This is a genomic window from Streptomyces sp. NPDC047515, assembly GCF_040643055.1.
In the GTDB taxonomy this organism is placed as follows: domain Bacteria; phylum Actinomycetota; class Actinomycetes; order Streptomycetales; family Streptomycetaceae; genus Streptomyces.
Genome location: NZ_JBEYTM010000012.1, coordinates 107444 through 125758, shown reverse-complemented (window position 1 = coordinate 125758; position 18315 = coordinate 107444). Strand labels below are relative to the sequence as shown.

Genomic DNA, 18315 nt, shown 5'->3' with positions numbered 1-18315 from the left:
ATCCGTAGCGGACGCACGGGCCGCCAGGGGTCCGGCCGGATGCAGGGTGAGGGGAAGAGCGGGCATGCGTGCACTGCGGATACTGCTGGTCATAGCGGTGGTTCTGGGCGGGATCTTCGTCGCCGTCGACCGGGCGGCGGTGTACTTCGCCGAGTCGGAGGCCGAGGGACGGGTCCAGGTCACCGGCGCCACGATCGGCTCGACGGATGTCTCCATCAAGGGATTTCCGTTTCTGACGCAGGTCGCCGGAGCACAGCTCGACGAGGTCGACGTCCAGATCTCCGGCATCGAGGCCGACGCCGACGGCCGCAGGATCCGGATCAGCAGGATGAACGCCGCGCTGCACGAGGTGAAGCTCGCCGACGGCTACTCCAGCGCCACCGCCGCCCGCGCCACCGGCACCGCCGTCATCTCGTACGAGGACCTGACCAAGGCCGCCGGCGACGGCGTCGTCGTCGAGTACGGCGGCAACGGCAAGGTGAAGGTGACCGGCACGGTCGACATCCTCGGCCGCCCGCTGTCGCGCAGTGTGCTCTCCACGGTCACCCTGATCGGCGGCCACACCATCAAGGTGCACGCGGACAAGGTGCCGGGCGAGGGCATTCCCGGGCTGGAGGGTCTGGTGCGCCAGAAGACCGACTTCGAGCGGGAGGTCGGCGCTCTGCCCAGCGGCCTGAAGCTGCGGAGGATCCAGCCGACCGCCGACGGCCTGGAGATCTCGGTGACGGGCACGGACGTCCGGCTCGCCGGATGAGTCCGGCGCACGGGCCCCGCCGATGAGCACCGCCGGACAGCGACGGCCGGGGCGGGACAGGGCTTCAGCGCCCCGGCGCATCACATAGTGAGACGGTCGCGTCCGATCCGCAGATGACCGACGCGTGCCGAGGGCACGGGCAGGGTGCCCCGGACGCCGCGCTCACGTTCGTGTCTCGCATTACGGACGATCGTGTCTCGCGATACGGTACGGCGGTGACATGCCCGCCCGTACCTCCCTACGATCGGTGCCATGCAGTGCTCAATCGGCGGTCTCCCACAGCGGGGCCGGGCGGATCTCACGAAGCGGCGGGCAGTGGACCTGTGTCGCGTCGCCGCCATGCTCTGTCGCACTGTCTGAGCGGGAGCCTTCGGCACCCCGCGTTCCCCGGCCCTTCGGTCGATGTCAGGGCCCCATCCCCATCCCCATCGCCTGTGCACGTGCGCCGCACCCTGTCCGCCGCACATCCGCATCACGCACCGTCTCGCACCATCTCGCCGCAGACCGCCCCGGAGGAGAACAGAATGAGCCGCAGTGACGTCCTGGTAGACGCCGACTGGGTCGAGGCCCACATCGACGACCCGAAGGTCGCTCTCGTCGAGGTCGACGAGGACACCTCGGCGTACGAGAAGAACCACATCAGGAACGCGATCCGGATCGACTGGACCAAGGACCTCCAGGACCCGGTCCGCCGTGACTTCATCGACCAGGCGGGCTTCGAGAAGCTGCTGTCCGAGAAGGGCATCGGCAACGACACCACGGTCGTCCTGTACGGCGGCAACAACAACTGGTTCGCGTCCTACGCGTTCTGGTACTTCAAGCTCTACGGTCACCAGGACGTCCGCCTCCTCGACGGCGGCCGCAAGAAGTGGGAGCTCGACTCCCGCGACCTGGTCGACGGCGACCAGATCCCGTCCCGCCCGGCCACGGCGTACAAGGCCCAGCCGCAGGACGAGTCGATCCGCGCCTACCGCGACGAGGTCGTGAAGGCCATCGGCAACCAGAACCTGGTCGACGTGCGTTCGCCCGACGAGTTCAGCGGCAAGCTGCTCGCCCCGGCGCACCTCCCGCAGGAGCAGTCCCAGCGCCCCGGCCACGTGCCGAGCGCCCGCAACATCCCGTGGTCGAAGAACGCCAACGACGACGGCACCTTCAAGTCGGACGACGAGCTCACGGCGCTCTACGAGGCCGAGCAGGTCGACCTGGCGAAGGACACCATCGCGTACTGCCGTATCGGGGAGCGCTCCGCGCTCACCTGGTTCGTGCTGCACGAGCTGCTCGGCCAGGAGAACGTCAAGAACTACGACGGCTCGTGGACCGAGTACGGCTCCCTCGTGGGTGTGCCGATCGAGCTCGGTGCCAACAAGTAACTCCGCACGACCCGGACCAGCACGACCCCCGACCCAGAAGGACAGAACACCATGTGTGGAGCAAAGGCCGGCGGCCCCGACGCTTCGAGCATCAAGCCCGGTGAGACCACCATCCAGGGCAGCGTGACCCGCGACGGCGAGCCCGTCACCGGCTACGTGCGCCTGCTGGACTCGACCGGCGAGTTCACCGCGGAGGTCCCGACCTCGGCGACCGGACAGTTCCGCTTCTACGCGGCCGAGGGCACGTGGACGGTGCGCGCCCTCGTCCCGGGGGGCAGCGCCGACCGCACGGTCGTGGCGCAGACCGGTGGCCTCTCCGAGGTCGCCATCGCCGTCTGACCGACGCGGGATGCCGTCCGTCCGACCAGGGCGGTGCTCCCGCGTCGCCTTACCGGCCGAAGGGCCGTACCCCAGGGGTTGGACGCCTTCTGATGCGGGGTACGGCCCTTCGTGCCGTTCGCGTGAGCGGCGAACGGACCTACGCTTGAGGTATGTACGCCCGACGCCGGCGTGGCTACTTCCTGATGATGGGCGGCTGCATCGTCCTCTTCGTATCGGCCTGGTCCTTTGTCCGGCTGTGGTCGATGCCCGCCGCCATAGCGATGTGTGTCGTCGCCATGGTCATCCCGCCCGTCGCGGCGATGGTCGCCAACCGGCGGGGCCCGGAGGACCGCTGGTGGGACGATCCGTCCGGCGACCCGAAGTCCGACGAGTGGTGGGACGAGCTCGACGGCAAGAAGCGGCACTGAACGGCCGCGGACGGCGCCGCAGGCCGTGGGCGCGTCAGTAGACGAGGGCCTGGACGCCGTCGGCCATGATCTCGCTGACGAAGACCTGGGCCCCCGCGATCCGTACGCCCTCCAGGACGTCCTGCTCGGTGATGTCGCGCCGCGCCGCGCACTGCGTGCAGAGGGTGATCCGCCCGCCCGTCTGGATCGACTCGATCAGATCCGGCAGCGGCGCGGCGTGCGGCAGTTCGAACTCGGCGGCGCGCCCCGGCAGGGAGAACCACGAGGACTCCCCGGTCAGCCAGAGCGAGACCTCCACACCACTGGCGACGGCGACCGCGGCCACCGTGAACGCCTGGGAGCAGCGCTCGGCTGCGTCGGCACCGGCGGTCACCTTGATCACGAGCTTCTTCGGCATATGCCGAACTGTAATCGTCGGGCGGGCAACCTCATCCCCTCGGTGGCAGTCAGGTGGGTGCGCGGATAACGGAATCCGCGCCTCAGGTCTCGTGGGGGGACCCCTTTTTGGAACCGAAAGACACCATTCCTGACGGGCAGGCCGAGCCCGTACCCGTGCCCATACCCGTGCCGGCGCCCGTCGCGAAGCGCCCGCGTGGGCGCACGACCCTGCTGATCGCCGCTGCCGCGGTGCTCGGTATCGCCGGGGGCACCGCCGTGGGCTACGACGTGCAGGCCGGTCGCGCCCCGACACCGCTGCCCGCCCTGTCGCAGCCCGGTCTGGCGTACCCGGCGAAGGCGCTGCCCGCGGACAAGGCCCCCGACCCGCTGCCCGCGTCCCAGGACCGTCAGGTCAGGACGGACGGCGACCTGCGCAAGCTGCTCGCCGACAGGCCCGCGGGCTGGAGCGAGGACAAGGCGGCGCCGGGCTTCCGCGACGGCTGGCTGGGCGTGGACGAGTACGCCCGCACCTTCAGGGACAAGGGCGCCCAGTACGAGTACTTCCTGGAGTCCGACATGCGCCGGATCGCGGGTGCCGCCTGGAAGCGCGGGCAGTACCGCACCGCCGAGACCTATCTCGTGCAGTTCCGCTCGGGCGTCGAGCAGGAAGCCCAGGACTTGGCCGAGGGACAGCGTTCGTACATGCCCGGCACCGAGTTCGGTGCGGGCAACGACGGCGATCCGCTCAAGGGAAGCGGCAACGGCCGCTACTACCTCTACGAGGTCGAGCGGAAGCCGGGCTATCTGCCGTCCTACCGGGCCAGGGCCACCGTGTACCGCGGCGACATCATGGCCGACATCAACATCTACGACACCGTACCGATCAGCAAGAAAGACATCCGGACGCTGGCCGAGCGACAGCTGGAGCGGCTGTGAACGACGTGACCACGCAGGTGACGACGCCCGACGAGAGCGCCGACGCTCCCGGGCCCGCGGCCCCGCTTCCCCCGGCCGCCCCCGGCCGCTCACGCCGGCTGATCCGCACAGCGCTCCCCGTCGTGCTGGTGATCGCCGCGGTCGCAGGTGCGGTCGCGTACACCAGCAGCACGGTGGACAGCGCCGACCGCAGCGTCAGGACCGTCCTCTGGCAGGAGCCCGAGCACAAGCCGGGCAAGGACCCGGCCGGTGACGTGGCCCGGGGCAGGGCCTCCACCGAGCTCAGCAAGTTGCTGCTGCCGGTCCCGAGCGGCTACCGGCTCGGCCCCGACATCGGCGAGATGGGCAACGACGGCGAGCAGAGCGGCAGGAAGGCGGCAGCTGCGGTGAAGGAGAGCGCCCGCGGTCTCGCGGGCAAGGAGCGCCGGGACTACGAGAAGCGGGTCGACAAGCTCCGTATCGAGGGCACCGCCGTCCGTTCCTATGTATCGGACGGCAACGACCTGCTGGTGGAAACACAGATCATGCGGATGAAGGACAAGAAGGCGGTCCAGAACCTCTACAACGTCAGGTCGGATCTCTTCGAGACCATCGGCATCTTCCGCCAGGGGCCGAAGATCCAGGGACACACGAGGAACGCCAAGTGCTTCCTCCTGCGCAAGGACGGCGAAGCCGACGAGGACTTCATGGTGTCCATGGAGTGCATGGCGTACGACGGCGAGCTGAGCATCGGCGTCTCGGCGTCCGGCACTGTGCCCTTCGACCGGGCGGCCGTCGCCGAACTGCTGAAGGACCAGCTCAACCACATCGCGTCCCCGGGGGAGTACGTATGACCGAGCAGACGGCGCAAACGCCTGCCGCGCCCACCGGGGAAGCGCCCGCCGAGGCGGCTCCCGTACCGCAGGCGCCCGAGCCGCCTCTGTTCCCGCCGCTGCCGCCCGAACAGCCCAGGCGCGTCCTGCGGGCCGTCGCCCGGTGGACTGTCGCGGCCCTGGTTCTCGGCGGTCTCGGCGCCGGTACGGCCTTCGGTATCACCTCGATGGAGCGCACCGACGTACCCGGTCTGGCCACCGAGAGCGACGGCCGCTGGGACTATCCCGAGCTGAGCCTGCCCGCGCTCCCGGCCGGTTCGCCCCGCCCCTTCAGCGGCGGCAATGTCGCCGAGATCCACCACGCCGACCTGCGGCGTCTTCTGCTGCCTGCCCCGGCCGGAGCGACCGTGGACAAGAAGCTCGACGGCGGCTGGGTGAGTACGGAGCAGTACCTCTCCGAGTATGTGAAGGGCAAGCGCTCCGACATCACACACATACTGAAGGACTCTGCTCCGCGGCACGTGGCCGCCCGCGGCTGGACGATGCCCGACGGCACGTCGTCCCGGATTTATCTCGTGCAGTTCAATTCGACGGCCTTCGCGCAGTACTTCAGGGACGCGATCGTCCGGGACACCCCCTCCGGGGTGCCTCTCGTCGGGACGTCCGAGACGTCCGGGATGGTCCTCGACGAAGGCTGGAACGGCGCGGGCAAGGTGGAGCGCACCGCGTCGTACGCGTACGACGAGGCGAAGCCGTACGGCGCGGCGCAGGTCCGCCAGGGGTACCTGGTCGCCGGCGACACGTTCGCCCTCGTCGTCCAGTCCCGGGAGGGCAAGGAGGGCACGGATCGCGTTCCGTTCCACCAGACGCTGATCCTGCAGAACCAGCTGCTGGGCTGACCTGCCCCACGGCAAACCCCGAACCAGCGGGCCGGACCCCAACCCATTAGGCTGGGGCCCGGCCCCATACCGCTGCCCTACCGCTCGTTCCAAGGAGCTCCCGTGCTTGAGGCATTCTTCTCCGCCCTGCTGGTCCTGGTCTGCCTCGGCGTTCTCGCCTTCGCCGGTGTGACCGTGAAGAAGCTGTACCAGGGTCAGCGCTGAACCTCCCCGCCCTCGCCTCTTGTCCGCACGGGTATCCCCGTCAGGACAACGTGACACCGACACTCCGTTGCGTCACGTCCGTAGTCGCCCCCACCTCACAGATCGTCTGAGCCGCTCATGATCGAGATCCCGTCCGACCTCCACCCGGACCTCGTCCCGCTGGCCTTCCTCCTCGGCAACTGGGCGGGCGCGGGTGTCTCCGACTTCCCCGGCGCCGAGCAGTGCAACTTCGGCCAGGAAGTCTCCTTCAGCCACGACGGCCGGGACTTCCTGGAGTACGTCTCGCACACCTGGGTGCTCGACTCCGAGGGCAAGAAGGTCAAGCCGCTGGAGTCCGAGTCCGGCTACTGGCGCATCGACAAGGACCGCAAGGTCGAGGTCGTCATGGTCCGCGACCAGGGCGTCATCGAGATCTGGTACGGCGAGCTGGCCGACCAGAAGCCGCAGATCGACCTGGTCACCGACGCGGTGGCGCGGACCGCGGCCTCCGGCCCGTACAGCGGTGGCAAGCGTCTCTACGGCTATGTGAAGAGCGATCTGATGTGGGTCGGCGAGAAGGCCACCCCCGAGGTGGAGCTGCGCCCGTACATGTCGGCGCACCTGAAGAAGGTCGTCACCCCGGAAGAGGTCGAGGCGATGGCGAAGAGCCTCGGCGACCTCCCGGACGACGGCATCGCCTTCTTCAAGTAGTCCGCGCCCCGGCCGGGGGCCTTCCGGCCGTTCGTCCCACAGGCCCGCGTCCCCGTGATTCGCGGCGTGCGGTCCACGGATTCCTTTTGCACACAGCTGCGGGCAGGTGCTCACCCCGACCTACACTGAGCGTGTGGTGAGCACCGACTGGAAGACCGACCTCCGACAGCGCGGCTATCGGCTGACGCCGCAGCGGCAGCTTGTCCTGGAAGCCGTCGACACGCTGGAACACGCGACGCCCGACGACATCCTCGCCGAGGTACGCAGGACCGCGTCCGGCGTGAACATCTCCACCGTCTACCGGACGCTCGAACTCCTGGAGGAGCTGGAGCTGGTCAGCCACGCTCATCTGGGGCACGGGGCGCCGACGTACCACCTGGCCGACCGCCACCACCACATCCATCTGGTCTGCCGGGACTGCACGAACGTCATCGAGGCCGATGTCGAGGTCGTCGCCGAGTTCACCGCGAAGCTCCGGGCCGACTTCGGGTTCGAGACGGACATGAAGCACTTCGCGATCTTCGGCCGCTGCGCCGACTGCACGGCGAAGGCCGCGTCCGCTGGCCCGGCCCGGACGGCCGAAGCGGGGCATCCCGAGCCGTAAATCGCGTCGTACGCTGGTCGCATGAAGAGCCCCCTGCTGTCCCTGCCCGGTGCCGTACCCGCCGAAGGCCGCGACGAAGGCGTCGCCGCACACTACGGAGACCTGTTCCGCGAGCAGCGCGCCCTCGCCGACGGATCCGGCCTCGTCGACCTTTCGCACCGTGCCGTCGTCACCGTCACCGGCAGCGACCGGCTGGCCTGGCTGCATCTCCTGCTCACCCAGCACGTCAGCGAACTCGCCCCGGGACAGGCCACCGAGGCCCTGATCCTCAGCGCGAACGGGCACATCGAGCACGCCCTCTACCTCGTCGACGACGGCGAGACCGTGTGGATGCACGCCGAACCGGGCACACAGGGCGACCTCGTCGCCTATCTGGAGTCCATGAAGTTCTTCTACCGGGTCGAAGTCGCCGACCGCACGGAGGACTTCGCCGTGGTGTATCTGCCGGCCGGCTCCATCGCGGAGGTTCCGGACGGCGTGACGGTACGGGAGACGGCGTACGGCCGGGATCTGTTCCTGCCGCGCGCCGACCTGGAGAAGTACGCGGCCGGACACGGCCCCCTGGCCGGCATCCTCGCGTACGAGGCGCTGCGCGTCGAGGCGCACCGCCCGCGCCTGGGCTTCGAGACCGATCACCGCACCATCCCGCACGAGCTGGGCTGGATCGGCACCGCCGTCCACCTCCAGAAGGGCTGCTACCGAGGCCAGGAGACCGTGGCCCGGGTGCAGAACCTGGGCAAGCCGCCGCGGCGGCTGGTCTTTCTGCACCTCGACGGCAGCGAGGTCGTCCTGCCGGGACACGGCACACCGGTGCGGCTCGCCGCGGACGGCGCCGAGGGCAGGCAGCTGGGCTTCATCACCACCTCGGCCCGCCACCACGAACTGGGCCCGATCGCGCTGGCGCTGGTCAAGCGGAACGTCGCGGTGGACGCGGAACTGCTCGCGGGCGACACGGCGGCCGCCCAGGAGACGGTCGTGGAGCCGTAGCCCCTCCCGCTCTTCGGCGCAGATCCCCTACGCGCGACCGTCCGCGTCGTCCATGCCGGCTGCGCGACCTGTCTGCGTCCGGACCGGGACCAGGCTCTCAGACCTCGACGATGACGGTGAACGGGCCGTGGTTCGTGAGCGAGACCCGCATGTCCGCTCCGAACCGGCCCGTCTCCACCCGCGCTCCCAGCGCCCGCAGCTGCGCCACCACCTCGTCGACCAGCGGTTCGGCGACCTCGCCGGGCGCGGCGGCGTTCCAGGTGGGCCTGCGCCCCTTCCGGGCGTCCCCGTAGAGAGTGAACTGCGAAATCACCAGAAGTGGTGCATTCACATCGGAGCAGGACTTCTCGCCCTCCAGGATGCGGACCGACCAGAGCTTGCGGGCGAGCTGGGCCGCCTTCTCCGCGGTGTCCCCGTGGGTGACTCCCACCAGCACACACAGTCCTTCGCCGATGATTTCGCCGACCACCTCGGGTCCGCCCGACGCGCCCGCACCGTCGGTCACCGTGACGCTCGCACCGTCCACCCTCTGTACCACTGCACGCATACAGACCAACCTATCTTGGGCTGAACGGGTACAGAGCATCCACACAGGCCCACTGGAGTGGCACCATGCTGGGAAGGCGGTGTGCCGACGCACCGGTCGAGGGGATGGACACAAGCATGAGTACCCATGGAACCGGGCAGTCCCCCGGCGCCGTGCCGGTCGCGCGTACCGGCACCAGTACCAGTACCAGCACCATGCGCCCACCTGTCCAGCGAACCGGTCACGGTCCCGTGGACGGCCCGTCCACGGGACCGCAGCCGGAGCTGGGCGGCCTGCGACTGCCGGAGCTGCGCACACTGCGCCGCGACTCGCAGCGCGACGAGGCCGACCTCAGCTATGTGCGGCGGCTGGTCCAGGGGCGGATCGACATCCTGCGGGCCGAGCTGGCCCGGCGGCTGGATCCGGAGACACCGGTGGTGGACCGGCTCTCGGAGATCCTCGCCGACACCCCGTCCCAGCACCGCTCCTCCGCCCGGCACGTCACGCTCACCACGCCGCGCAGCGACGAGTACCGCCGGCTGGCGGCCGAGACGCTGGCCGAGGTCGAACTCTCCGACCTCGACGCCCGTACGGACGAGGAGCTGCACGCCGCGATGGGGCGCCTGGTCCGCTACGAGCAGCAGGTCTCCCGGCGCCGTCACCAGCTGCAACGCACCGCGGACGATTGCAGTGCAGAGATCGCCCGCAGGTACCGTGATGGTGAAGCACAAGTAGACGACCTGCTCGCCTGAGGCGACCCTTCCGGGAGCGGGTTCCGCTCGTTCCCGGAAGGCCACCATGACCTCCAGCGCCCCCGCTGTCGCCCCCTCCGCCCTGTCCCCCGAGTTGCTCCCCGTGCTGGCCGAGGTCGTACGGTCCGGCTTCGTGGAGGGCCGTCACCGGGGTTCCCTGGTCGTGCTGGCAGCCGACGGCAGTGTGGAGAGGGCACTCGGCGACCCGACGGCGCCGGTCTTCCCGCGCTCCTCCAACAAGCCGATGCAGGCCGCGGCCGTGCTGCGGGCCGGGCTCGATCTGTCCGGGGAGCGGCTGGCGCTGGCCGCCGCGAGCCACTCGGGCGAGGGCTTCCACCTCGAACTCGTGAGCGCGATGCTCGCCGAGCACGGACTGACGCCCGGCGATCTGCAGACCCCGCCCGATCTGCCGCTGGACCCGGCGGAGGCGGAGACGTATCTCGCCGCGGGCCACGTCCGGGAGCGGATCACCATGAACTGCTCCGGCAAGCACGCGGCCATGCTCGCCGCGTGCGCGGTGAACGGCTGGGACCGGGCGTCCTACCTCGACCCGTCGCACCCGCTCCAGCGGCTGGTGCACCAGGTGGTGGAGGAGGCGGCCGGCGAGCCCGTCACGGCGGTCGGTACGGACGGGTGCGGAGCGCCGCTGATGGCGATCAGCCTGGTGGGACTGGCGCGGGCCTTCCGCTCGTTCGTGACGGCGGATCCCGGGACGGCGGAGCGCCGGGTCGGGGACGCGATGCGGGCCCACCCCGAGTACGTGGCGGGAACGCGCCGCCCCGACACCTGGCTGATGCGGGAGGTGCCGGGCGCGCTCTCCAAGATGGGCGCGGAGGCGGTACAGGCGGTGGCCCTGGCGGACGGCCGGGCGCTGGCCTTCAAGATCGACGACGGTGCGACGCGGGCGCTGGGCCCGGTGCTGGCCCGGTCGCTGCGCCTGCTCGGCGTCGACGCCCCGGTGGTCTCCCGGATCGGGCACGCGCCGCTGCTGGGCGGCGGTGGCGAGGTCGGCGAGGTCAGGGCCGCGTTCTGACCGGAATCCGAGGCGGCGGAAATCCGGGCGACAAGCCGTGGACCGGATGCCTACCGTGGGGCGCATGCGTCCCGAGGTCCGTACGATCACCGAATCCGAGTTTCCCGGCTGGCTGCGCGCGAAGCACACCGGCTTCCTCCGACCGCCGATAGCGACGGATCAGGAGGCCGCCGGTCGCCTCCCGCACACCGACCTGACCCGTACGCAGGGCGCGTTCGACGGCGGGCGATGCGTGGCCACGTTCCGTTCGTTCGCGCAGGAACTCACCGTCGTCGGCGGTGCCGCGGTGCCGGCCGACGCGATCTCCAACGTGACGGTGTCGCCCACGCACCGACGCCGGGGGCTGCTCAGCCGGATGATGGCCGCGGACCTGGCGGCGGCGAAGGAACGCGGCGACGTGGTCGCCACCCTGATCGCCGCCGAATACCCTATCTACGGCCGTTACGGCTTCGGCCCGGCGACGTGGACGACCGAGTGGGAGATCGACGTACCGAGGGCGGGCCTCGATCCGCGCTGGTCGGGTCCCTCCGCGTCGGACGGCGGCCGGATCGACCTGGTGACCGGCGCGGACGTGCGCAAGCTGGGCCCGTCCCTCCACGACCGGCTGCGCGCCCGGCAGCACGGTGCGGTCAACCGCGACACCCGCTGGTGGGAGGTGAACACCGGCGAGGGCCTGACCGGGCCCGGGACCTGGACGGAACCCTTCTACGCGCTCTACACCAACGCGGACGGCGAGGCCGACGGCCTGATCGTCTACCGCGCCGACGACCACTGGGGCGACGCCAAGCAGCCGCTCAACCGGGCCACGGTGCTCGGGCAGATCGCTGTCACCCCGGCCGCGGAGCGCGCGCTGTGGCACTTCGTGTGCTCGATCGACTGGATCACCACGGTCCGCACCGGCCACCGGGCCCCCGACGACCTGCTGCCCCTCCTCCTCCCGGACCCGCGCGCTGCTCGCATCGTGACCCAGGCGGACTGGCTGTGGGTACGCGTCCTGGACGTCGTACGCGCCCTGGAGGCCCGCACCTACGCGGTACCCGGCGCGCTGACCCTGGACATCCACGACGGCACGGGCCTGACCACCGGCCGCTACCGCCTGGACGCCTCGGGGTCCGGCGCGACCTGCGTCCCCACCACGGCCGGCGCCGATATCGCCCTGGACATACGGGAGTTGGGGACGCTCTACCTGGGCGACGAGTCGCCGCTCCGACTGGCGGCCCTGGGCCGCATCGATGAACTCACGCCGGGTGCGGTGGCACGGGCGGAGGGAATGTTCCGAACGGCGCGGCGGCCCTGGTGCCCGGACGTCTTCTGAGACGTGGGTGCTGGACAGGATCGATCCCCTGGCGGAGGCACGGGCGCGGGACCGAGGAGGGAGGGCGCGGGGCCGCTCTCGGACGTCAAGTCCGGTTGAGGTCAAGGCGTACGCTTCTCGTTCATGAGCGGAGAGAAGCCCGGACCGGAATCGGCGGCTCAGGCGGGCCGTGCGCCGTACGCGCCTATGAGCCTGCGTGAGCGGAAGAAGCAGCTGACGTACCAGGCGGTCTCCGAAGCCGCGATCACGATGTTTCTGGAGCGGGGCTTCGACAAGGTCTCGGTGGCGGAAGTGGCGGCTGCCGCGGACATCTCCAAGCCGACGCTTTTCCGGTACTTCCCGGCCAAGGAGGACCTGGTCCTGCACCGGTTCGCCGACCACGAGGACGAGGCGGCCCGTGTGGTCGCCGCCCGCGGGGAGGACGAGTCCCCGCTTCAGGCCCTGCACCGCCATTTCCTGGACGGCCTGGAGCGGCGCGACCCGGTGACCGGCCTCTGCGACGTTCCGCAGGTGCTGGCGTTCCAGCGGCTGCTGTACGGGACGCCGTCCCTGGTGGCCCGCCTGTACGGCTACCAGGGACGCTCGGAGGCGGCGCTCGCGCGTGCGCTGGGCGACCGGGTGCGGGACAGGCTGGCCGCGGGTCAGATCATCGCGGTGCTGCGCATCCTGGCCCTGGAGAACTGGCGGCGGATGGATGCGGGGGATAGCGCGGACCAGACGTACGGGAGTGCGGTCGAGGCCGCCGAACTCGCCTTCGTGCAGCTGCGGTCGGGACTCGGGGACGCGTGGTAGGCAGGAGTGGCGGTCGAGGTGCGGTCCGCAGCCGCGGGTGTGTCCGGCGGTGGCGCTCAGGCGTGGACGTCCTCGCCGTGCAGCACGGCTTCCGCGATCTCCCGCACCCGGTCACGCGTGATGCCGGTGCGCTGTTCCACGGCGAGCGGATGGTCGGTGGGCTCCAGCTCGATGCGGGGGCGGCGGCGCGGGGTCGTTAGCCATGGGCGGGATCCTAGAGCCTGTCGTACCGGCGGTGGCGGGTCTGCGAGGTCTGTTCCCGTTGCGTGCACCCGCGGGCCGCGGCGCGCAGCCGTGCCCGCGGCGGATCCGGGACCGTGCCCGCGGCGGATCCGGGACCGGGCCCGCGGCGGATCCGGGAGGCGACCGCAGGCGCCGACGCGGTCAGCTCTCGGACGGTATGTCCAGCGCCGTTCCGTACAGCCTGGTGGCCCGGAGCCGGATCACCACGCGCCGGTCCGCGACGACCTGCTTCAGGAAGGCCGCTTCCTCCGCCGGATCCTCGAAGCCCGGGTGGTTCACGGATGTGGCGGTTCGTGCGCGTGGTGGTTCGTGCGCACGGCCCGGGGGCTCGGGTCGTGTGGCTGGTCCGTGTGTGCGGGGGGCTCAGGCCGTCGGCGTACGCCCAGGCCGCCGCAGCACCACGAAAGCGAGGCCGAACGCGGCCACCAGGAGCCCCGTGCCGACCGTGAATGCCAGGTGGTAGCCCCCGGTCAGCGCCTCGGCCCGGCCGAGACCGTCCGCGAGCAGCGTGTCGGTACGGGTGGCCGCCAGCGTGGACAGCACCGCGACGCCGATGGCCATGCCGATCTGCTGCGTGGTGTTGAACAGCCCCGAGGCGAGCCCGGCATCGCCGTCCCCCGCCCCCGACATGCCGAGCGCGGTCAGTGCGGGAAGCGCCAGCCCGAAGCCGGCGGCGAGCAGCATCACGGGAAGCAGATCGGTGACGTAATGCGCGTGCACCGGGACGCGGGTGAGCAGGCCGAGGACTCCGATCAGCAGGACGAGCCCGGCCAGCAGTACGTTCCGGTCGCCGAACCGTGCGCTCAGCCGGGCCGAGACGCCCAGTGACACGGCCCCGATGACGACCGCCGCCGGGAGCATGGCGAGACCGGTCGCGGCGGCGCCGTACCCCAGGACGTTCTGGAGGTAGAGGGCGACCAGGACCTGGAACGAGTACAGCGCGGCCACCATGAGGACCTGGACCAGATTGGCCCCCGACACGCTCCGCGAGCGCAGGATCCGCAACGGCATGAGCGGGGTGCGGGCGGTGGCCTGGCGGACGACGAACGCGGTGAGCAGTACGAGGGTGAGCGAGCCGAGTCCCAGGGTGGGCGCCGACATCCAGCCGTCCTTCTCGACCTCGACGACGGTGTAGATGCCCAGCATCAGCCCGGCGGTCACGAGGAGCGCGCCGATGACATCGGCTCCGGCGGCCCGGCCCTCGCCGCGGTCGGCGGGCAGCACGCGTACGGCGACGAGGAGAGCCGCGAGCCCGATCGGCAGGTTGATGAAGAAGATCCAGTGCCAGCTGAGGCCGTCGGTGAGTACGCCGCCGAGTACCTGGCCGATCGACGCCCCTGCCGCGCCGGTGAAGCTGAACAGGGCGATGGCCCTGGCGCGTTCACCGGGCTCGGTGAAGAGGGTGACGAGAATGCCGAGACCCACGGCGGAGGCCATGGCACTGCCGACGCCCTGCAGGAAACGGGCGGCGATCAGGACACCGGGGGAGGCGGCGACCCCGGCGAGGAGCGAGGCCGCGGTGAAGACGGCGGTGCCCGCCACGAACATGTGCCTGCGGCCGATGAGATCGCCGAGCCGTCCGGCGAGCAGCAGCAGGCTGCCGAACGCGATCAGGTAGGCGTTGACGACCCAGCTGAGACCGGCTGGCGAGAAGCCCAGGTCGTCCTGGATGGCGGGCATCGCCACGGTCACGATCGAGCCGTCGAGGACGGTCATCAGCAGACCGGTCGCGATGACGCCCAGAGCGATCCGGCGCGAGGCCGGCGAGACGGGTGCGGGTGCGGAACGAGGAGCGGGACCGGGCGTAGGAGGGGCGGAGGCGGCGGGGGCAGACATCGGGCTCTCCTGTCGGACGGGATCGACAAGAGAGACCGTAGCAGATGGTTTTGTTGCAGATTATTTGTTTCGGGCTTGCTTGCTCGCGTCCGGCCCCTTCGGTGCGGTTGCTCGCGCCCGGCTGCTCCGGTGCGCTTGCTCGGGTCCGGGCGGTTCGGTGCGGGTCGCTTGGGTCCGGAGTTCGGTTCGGGGCCGGTTGTCGCGGGTTACTTCTTGCTCTGGCGTGCCCGGCGGGCGCTCGCGGGGCCTTCCGTCGGGGTGGCCAGATGGGCACCGGCCAACTGGCCCAGGGCCCGCAGCAGGACCTTCCGATCGTCGGCGGGGAGGCTCTCCAGTGCGTCGTCGTGTACGCGGTCGACGATCTGCTGACTCCGCTCGGCGAGCCGGGCGCCCTTCTCGGTCACGGCGATGATCCGGGCCCGCCGGTCCCGGCTCGACGGCCGGCGTTCGGCGAGACCCGCGCTCTCCAGGGCGTCCACGGTCACGACCATCGTGGTCTTGTCCATGTCGCCGATCTCGGCGAGCTGGATCTGGGTGCGTTCCTCCTCCAGGGCGTGCACCAGTACGCAGTGCATGCGTGCTGTGAGACCGATCTCGGCGAGCGCCGCCGACATCTGTGTCCGCAGGACGTGGCTCGTGTGGTCCAGGAGGTAGGAGAGGTCCGGTGCGGTGCGGGTGGGGGCCATGGCGGTCATGCGCCCCAGCGTAACAATTCGGACTGTGGCGGATAGTCCGCAACTGGACGTTCTGGTGTCCGTCCCCGCGCCGTTCCGGCCTCGGGTTCACGGCATATCGGCCTCGGGCCGGGGGCTCGGCCCCCGGCCCCTCCCGGTACGGCTACTCGCGACGCCCGAGCAGCGCCATGTCGTCCTCGTCGAGGGTCAGTCGGCCGGCGGCCATGTTCTCTTCGAGGTGGGCGAGCGAAGCGGTACCGGGGATCTGGACGATCGAGGGCGAGCGGGCCAGCCCCCACGCGATGGCGACCTGGTGCGCCGTCGCACCGTGCCGTTCCGCGACCTTCCGGAGGTTCTCGGCGGCGAGCTCGGTGTGCCCGCCGCCCAGCGCGAAGAACGGCATGTACGCGATACCGGCGTCCGCACACTCGTCGACGAGCGCCGCGTCCGTCTGATCGAGCACGCTGAACCGGTTCTGCACGGCGACGACCGGCGCGATCGAGCGGGCCTCCGCGAGCTGTCCGGCCGTCACATTGCTGACGCCGAGCTGCCGGATCAGCCCTTCCTCGCGCAGCGCGGCCAGCACGGCGAACCGCTCGCCGAGCGACTCGGCGATCCCCGAACCCAGCCGCCCCACCCGCAGGTTCACCAGGTCGAGGGTGTCGACCCCGAGGTCCTCAAGATTCCGTTCCACCTCCGCGCGCAGCTGATCGGGGCGGGCCTCCGCGTACATCTCACCCGTCTCGTCCCGCAGCGGGCCGACCTTGGTGGCGATGGTGACGTCCGCCGGGTACGGATGCAGCGCTTCGCGCAGGAGATCGTTGGCGCGGTGGGTGTCGGAGAAGTAGAAGGCGGCGGTGTCGATGTGCCGCGCCCCGAGCTCGACGGCTCGGCGGGCCACGGCCACGGCGTTCGCCGTGTTGCCGGCGGGCCCGCTCCACCGCCCCGGCAGCTGCATCGCCCCGAAACCGAGGCGCGGGACGGTGACGGTGCCGCCCAGTTCGAAGGTGCCGGGGCCGGGGACCGGGGAAGAGGGCGAGGCCGCATCCGGATCTGAGTTGCTCGATGAGAAGGTCATGCGGGGCAGCATGACCGTCTCAGGGCCGGATCCGCACATTCATTTTTCGAGCTCGCGCGCCGGGGCTCAGGACCTCGCGGCCGACCGGTGCAGGATCTGCGCCAGCTCGTGCGGCTGGGAGAACATCGGCCAGTGGCCGGTGTCCATCTCCACCAGCTCCCAGTGCTCTTCGGTGGCCAGCAGCTTGGCCACGACGTCCTTCGGTTCGTCGCCGTCGAGCAGGCACTTGATGTACGTCGCCGGAAGCTCGCCGAGCGGACGTGCCAGTACGGCGGGCTCGGTCAGCGTGGCGCCCGGGTGCGGAGTCGAGCCGCCCACGAAGCGGGCGATCTGCTCGTCGGTGAGGCCCTGGCCCTCGCAGTCGGCGGCCGTGAGCGGCGCCCAGAAACCGGCGTTGCCCGCGATCGTGGCCTCCAGCGCCGCCGGGCCGTTCCACCAGCCGGAGGCGAACGACTCGCCGTCGACCGGAATCTCGGAGTCGACGAAGACCACGCGGGCCAGCCGGTCACCGATCCGTTCGGCGGCCTGACCGACCGGGATGCCCGAGTAGCTGTGGCCGACCAGGACGACATCGTGGAGATCGTGGCGTTCCACCTCGTCGACGATGTCCCGGACGTGGGTCTGCTGCCCTGCCCGCACACCCCGTCTCTCCGCGAGACCGGACAGCGTCACCGGATGCGTGCCGTGCCCGGCCGCGCGCAACTCGGACACCACCTCGTCCCACGCCCACGATCCGAGCCATGCGCCCGCCACCAGTACGAATTCAGCCATGGCGGCAACCTAGCGCGGGGGCGCCACCGCTCGCTCCGTTTTCGAACAAGCGCCGACCGACGTGCGGCCGGTGGTGACGTGCCGCGTACCGCCTCGGGCGGGCTCGTCGGTGCTTCGACCGGGAAGGTCCGCCGGGTCCGGACGGGCGAACTCCGCACGGACGCCTCTGTCGGCGGATAGCGTCATGTTCACGGTGAAACGGTGAAACGGTGAAAGGGAGCGTGATCATGGCAGAACGTGAGGTTCCGCCTCGCGTGGCGGCGGCGGAGCGTGTCGCCTCCGAGGCGGGATTCATGAAGAGCTGCATCCCTGAAGTGGGGAGGTTGCTCAGGCTGGCCGCCGCTGCGAAACCGCACGGAATCATTGCCGAGAGCGGCACCGGCTCGGGCGTGGGCACCGCCTGGCTGCACAGTGGCCTCGGCGCCGGGGCGCGCCTGGTCACCGTGGAGCGGGACGAGGAGCTGGCCGGTCGAGCGGCCGGTGTCTTCGCGGACGACGAGCGTGTCAGCGTTCTCACCGGGGACTGGCGGCTGCTTGAGCGGCATGGCCCGTTCGACGTCTTCTTCTGCGACGGCGGTGGCAAGCGCGACGACCCCCAGGGCGTCGTCGAGCAGCTTGCTCCCGGTGGCCTTCTCGTCCTGGACGACTTCACCCCCTCGCCCGACTGGCCGCCTCGTTTCGGCGGCGAAGTGGACGAGCTCCGCATGTTCTACCTCACTCATCCAGACCTGGACGCCACTGAAGTACTCACCACACCGGCCAGTTCAGCGGTTGTTGCGGCACGCCGCCTCTGATGGAGCCTCTCGTCCGGAGCGTGCCGGGCGCGGGTGCCCGCATCAGCACGTCACCGGTGACCGACCGCGATGCCAGGCGTCCAGCGAGGCGTCGGCGAGGCGCAGTGCCAAGGAAATG

22 protein-coding genes and 2 pseudogenes are annotated in these 18315 nt (G+C 70.6%); 16 read left to right on the top strand and 8 right to left on the bottom strand.

Annotation, left to right across the window (positions count from 1 at the left end):
* Positions 1–64: 64 nt before the first annotated feature.
* The 5 genes from ABZ826_RS13375 (at position 65) to ABZ826_RS13355 (ending at position 2873) form a co-directional block, all read left to right on the top strand.
* Positions 65–754 (top strand): DUF2993 domain-containing protein, encoded by a 690-nt coding sequence (locus ABZ826_RS13375; RefSeq protein WP_361446559.1) that lies wholly within the window; start codon positions 65–67, stop codon positions 752–754.
* A gap of 252 nt (positions 755–1006) precedes the next feature.
* The gene (locus tag ABZ826_RS13370) at positions 1007–1114 is read left to right on the top strand and encodes a putative leader peptide (protein ID WP_350983699.1); all 108 of its coding nucleotides are present in this window, start codon (positions 1007–1009) and stop codon (positions 1112–1114) included.
* Positions 1115–1278: 164 nt separating this feature from the next.
* Entirely contained in the window at positions 1279–2124 is an 846-nt protein-coding gene (locus ABZ826_RS13365; protein WP_361446557.1) for a sulfurtransferase, read from the top strand.
* Between the two features lie 51 nt (positions 2125–2175).
* Positions 2176–2463, top strand: a complete 288-nt coding sequence (locus ABZ826_RS13360) for a DUF1416 domain-containing protein (protein ID WP_361446555.1) — start codon at positions 2176–2178, stop codon at positions 2461–2463.
* A 152-nt stretch (positions 2464–2615) separates the two neighbouring features.
* Entirely contained in the window at positions 2616–2873 is a 258-nt protein-coding gene (locus ABZ826_RS13355; protein WP_361446553.1) for a DUF3099 domain-containing protein, read from the top strand.
* A gap of 34 nt (positions 2874–2907) precedes the next feature.
* On the opposite strand, the gene ABZ826_RS13350 is transcribed toward ABZ826_RS13355, so the two are convergent.
* The gene (locus ABZ826_RS13350) at positions 2908–3270 is read right to left on the bottom strand and encodes a DsrE family protein (RefSeq protein WP_361446551.1); all 363 of its coding nucleotides are present in this window, start codon (positions 3268–3270) and stop codon (positions 2908–2910) included.
* A 155-nt stretch (positions 3271–3425) separates the two neighbouring features.
* On the opposite strand from ABZ826_RS13350, the gene ABZ826_RS13345 reads away from it, so the two are divergent.
* The 6 genes from ABZ826_RS13345 (at position 3426) to ABZ826_RS13320 (ending at position 8383) form a co-directional block, all read left to right on the top strand.
* The gene (locus ABZ826_RS13345; protein WP_361446549.1) at positions 3426–4187 is read left to right on the top strand and encodes a hypothetical protein; all 762 of its coding nucleotides are present in this window, start codon (positions 3426–3428) and stop codon (positions 4185–4187) included.
* Positions 4184–5020, top strand: a complete 837-nt coding sequence (locus ABZ826_RS13340; protein WP_361446547.1) for a hypothetical protein — start codon at positions 4184–4186, stop codon at positions 5018–5020. Before ABZ826_RS13345 ends, ABZ826_RS13340 begins: the two co-directional genes overlap by 4 nt.
* On the top strand, positions 5017–5898 hold the full coding sequence (locus ABZ826_RS13335) for a hypothetical protein (protein ID WP_361446545.1): 882 nt from the start codon (positions 5017–5019) through the stop codon (positions 5896–5898). Before ABZ826_RS13340 ends, ABZ826_RS13335 begins: the two co-directional genes overlap by 4 nt.
* A gap of 321 nt (positions 5899–6219) precedes the next feature.
* On the top strand, positions 6220–6792 hold the full coding sequence (locus ABZ826_RS13330; RefSeq protein WP_351075359.1) for an FABP family protein: 573 nt from the start codon (positions 6220–6222) through the stop codon (positions 6790–6792).
* Positions 6793–6925: 133 nt separating this feature from the next.
* Positions 6926–7396 (top strand): Fur family transcriptional regulator, encoded by a 471-nt coding sequence (locus tag ABZ826_RS13325; protein ID WP_361446543.1) that lies wholly within the window; start codon positions 6926–6928, stop codon positions 7394–7396.
* A gap of 21 nt (positions 7397–7417) precedes the next feature.
* Positions 7418–8383, top strand: coding sequence for a folate-binding protein (locus tag ABZ826_RS13320; protein ID WP_361446541.1), 966 nt, complete (start codon positions 7418–7420; stop codon positions 8381–8383).
* 97 nt (positions 8384–8480) lie between these two features.
* Here the strand turns inward: ABZ826_RS13320 and dtd are convergent, their stop codons facing one another.
* A complete protein-coding gene (dtd, locus tag ABZ826_RS13315) occupies positions 8481–8930 on the bottom strand; it encodes a D-aminoacyl-tRNA deacylase (RefSeq protein WP_361446539.1) in 450 nt (149 codons plus the stop codon).
* Positions 8931–9046: 116 nt separating this feature from the next.
* Between dtd and ABZ826_RS13310 the strand changes: the two genes are divergently transcribed.
* The 4 genes from ABZ826_RS13310 (at position 9047) to ABZ826_RS13295 (ending at position 12801) form a co-directional block, all read left to right on the top strand.
* On the top strand, positions 9047–9661 hold the full coding sequence (locus ABZ826_RS13310) for an ABC transporter substrate-binding protein (RefSeq protein ID WP_361446537.1): 615 nt from the start codon (positions 9047–9049) through the stop codon (positions 9659–9661).
* Between the two features lie 46 nt (positions 9662–9707).
* Complete coding sequence (locus ABZ826_RS13305; protein WP_361446535.1) at positions 9708–10694, top strand: asparaginase; 987 nt, start codon at positions 9708–9710, stop codon at positions 10692–10694.
* A gap of 64 nt (positions 10695–10758) precedes the next feature.
* A complete protein-coding gene (locus tag ABZ826_RS13300) occupies positions 10759–12009 on the top strand; it encodes a GNAT family N-acetyltransferase (RefSeq protein ID WP_361446533.1) in 1251 nt (416 codons plus the stop codon).
* A gap of 123 nt (positions 12010–12132) precedes the next feature.
* A complete protein-coding gene (locus tag ABZ826_RS13295; protein WP_361446531.1) occupies positions 12133–12801 on the top strand; it encodes a TetR family transcriptional regulator in 669 nt (222 codons plus the stop codon).
* 56 nt (positions 12802–12857) lie between these two features.
* On the opposite strand, the pseudogene ABZ826_RS13290 reads toward ABZ826_RS13295, so the two are convergent.
* The 6 genes and pseudogenes from ABZ826_RS13290 to ABZ826_RS13265 all read right to left on the bottom strand — a co-directional run.
* A pseudogene (locus ABZ826_RS13290) lies at positions 12858–12983 on the bottom strand (DUF2199 domain-containing protein); the annotation flags it as partial.
* A gap of 202 nt (positions 12984–13185) precedes the next feature.
* Positions 13186–13299: pseudogene (locus ABZ826_RS13285) on the bottom strand (PPOX class F420-dependent oxidoreductase); the annotation flags it as partial.
* 108 nt (positions 13300–13407) lie between these two features.
* Positions 13408–14880 carry an MFS transporter gene (locus tag ABZ826_RS13280; RefSeq protein WP_361446529.1) on the bottom strand — a complete coding sequence of 491 codons (1473 nt, stop codon included), beginning with the start codon at positions 14878–14880 and terminating at the stop codon, positions 13408–13410.
* Positions 14881–15086: 206 nt separating this feature from the next.
* Positions 15087–15575, bottom strand: coding sequence for a MarR family transcriptional regulator (locus ABZ826_RS13275; protein ID WP_361446527.1), 489 nt, complete (start codon positions 15573–15575; stop codon positions 15087–15089).
* Between the two features lie 142 nt (positions 15576–15717).
* Positions 15718–16632, bottom strand: coding sequence for an oxidoreductase (locus ABZ826_RS13270; RefSeq protein WP_361446525.1), 915 nt, complete (start codon positions 16630–16632; stop codon positions 15718–15720).
* Between the two features lie 66 nt (positions 16633–16698).
* A complete protein-coding gene (locus ABZ826_RS13265; RefSeq protein ID WP_361446523.1) occupies positions 16699–17403 on the bottom strand; it encodes an alpha/beta hydrolase in 705 nt (234 codons plus the stop codon).
* A 221-nt stretch (positions 17404–17624) separates the two neighbouring features.
* Between ABZ826_RS13265 and ABZ826_RS13260 the strand changes: the two genes are divergently transcribed.
* A complete protein-coding gene (locus tag ABZ826_RS13260) occupies positions 17625–18197 on the top strand; it encodes a class I SAM-dependent methyltransferase (RefSeq protein WP_361446521.1) in 573 nt (190 codons plus the stop codon).
* Positions 18198–18315: the final 118 nt, after the last annotated feature.

Excerpts from the sequence above, each read along its gene's own strand:
- ABZ826_RS13330 (WP_351075359.1), top strand. The coding sequence starts at position 6,220 with ATGATCGAGATCCCGTCCGACCTCCACCCGGACCTCGTCCCGCTGGCC.
- ABZ826_RS13355 (WP_361446553.1), top strand. The coding sequence starts at position 2,616 with ATGTACGCCCGACGCCGGCGTGGCTACTTCCTGATGATGGGCGGCTGC.
- ABZ826_RS13280 (WP_361446529.1), bottom strand. The coding sequence starts at position 14,880 with ATGTCTGCCCCCGCCGCCTCCGCCCCTCCTACGCCCGGTCCCGCTCCT.
- ABZ826_RS13375 (WP_361446559.1), top strand. The coding sequence starts at position 65 with ATGCGTGCACTGCGGATACTGCTGGTCATAGCGGTGGTTCTGGGCGGG.
- dtd (WP_361446539.1), bottom strand. The coding sequence starts at position 8,930 with ATGCGTGCAGTGGTACAGAGGGTGGACGGTGCGAGCGTCACGGTGACC.
- ABZ826_RS13360 (WP_361446555.1), top strand. The coding sequence starts at position 2,176 with ATGTGTGGAGCAAAGGCCGGCGGCCCCGACGCTTCGAGCATCAAGCCC.
- ABZ826_RS13265 (WP_361446523.1), bottom strand. The coding sequence starts at position 17,403 with ATGGCTGAATTCGTACTGGTGGCGGGCGCATGGCTCGGATCGTGGGCG.
- ABZ826_RS13270 (WP_361446525.1), bottom strand. The coding sequence starts at position 16,632 with ATGACCTTCTCATCGAGCAACTCAGATCCGGATGCGGCCTCGCCCTCT.
- ABZ826_RS13305 (WP_361446535.1), top strand. The coding sequence starts at position 9,708 with ATGACCTCCAGCGCCCCCGCTGTCGCCCCCTCCGCCCTGTCCCCCGAG.
- ABZ826_RS13275 (WP_361446527.1), bottom strand. The coding sequence starts at position 15,575 with ATGACCGCCATGGCCCCCACCCGCACCGCACCGGACCTCTCCTACCTC.
- ABZ826_RS13350 (WP_361446551.1), bottom strand. The coding sequence starts at position 3,270 with ATGCCGAAGAAGCTCGTGATCAAGGTGACCGCCGGTGCCGACGCAGCC.
- ABZ826_RS13295 (WP_361446531.1), top strand. The coding sequence starts at position 12,133 with ATGAGCGGAGAGAAGCCCGGACCGGAATCGGCGGCTCAGGCGGGCCGT.
- ABZ826_RS13335 (WP_361446545.1), top strand. The coding sequence starts at position 5,017 with ATGACCGAGCAGACGGCGCAAACGCCTGCCGCGCCCACCGGGGAAGCG.
- ABZ826_RS13300 (WP_361446533.1), top strand. The coding sequence starts at position 10,759 with ATGCGTCCCGAGGTCCGTACGATCACCGAATCCGAGTTTCCCGGCTGG.
- ABZ826_RS13320 (WP_361446541.1), top strand. The coding sequence starts at position 7,418 with ATGAAGAGCCCCCTGCTGTCCCTGCCCGGTGCCGTACCCGCCGAAGGC.
- ABZ826_RS13370 (WP_350983699.1), top strand. The coding sequence starts at position 1,007 with ATGCAGTGCTCAATCGGCGGTCTCCCACAGCGGGGCCGGGCGGATCTC.
- ABZ826_RS13365 (WP_361446557.1), top strand. The coding sequence starts at position 1,279 with ATGAGCCGCAGTGACGTCCTGGTAGACGCCGACTGGGTCGAGGCCCAC.
- ABZ826_RS13310 (WP_361446537.1), top strand. The coding sequence starts at position 9,047 with ATGAGTACCCATGGAACCGGGCAGTCCCCCGGCGCCGTGCCGGTCGCG.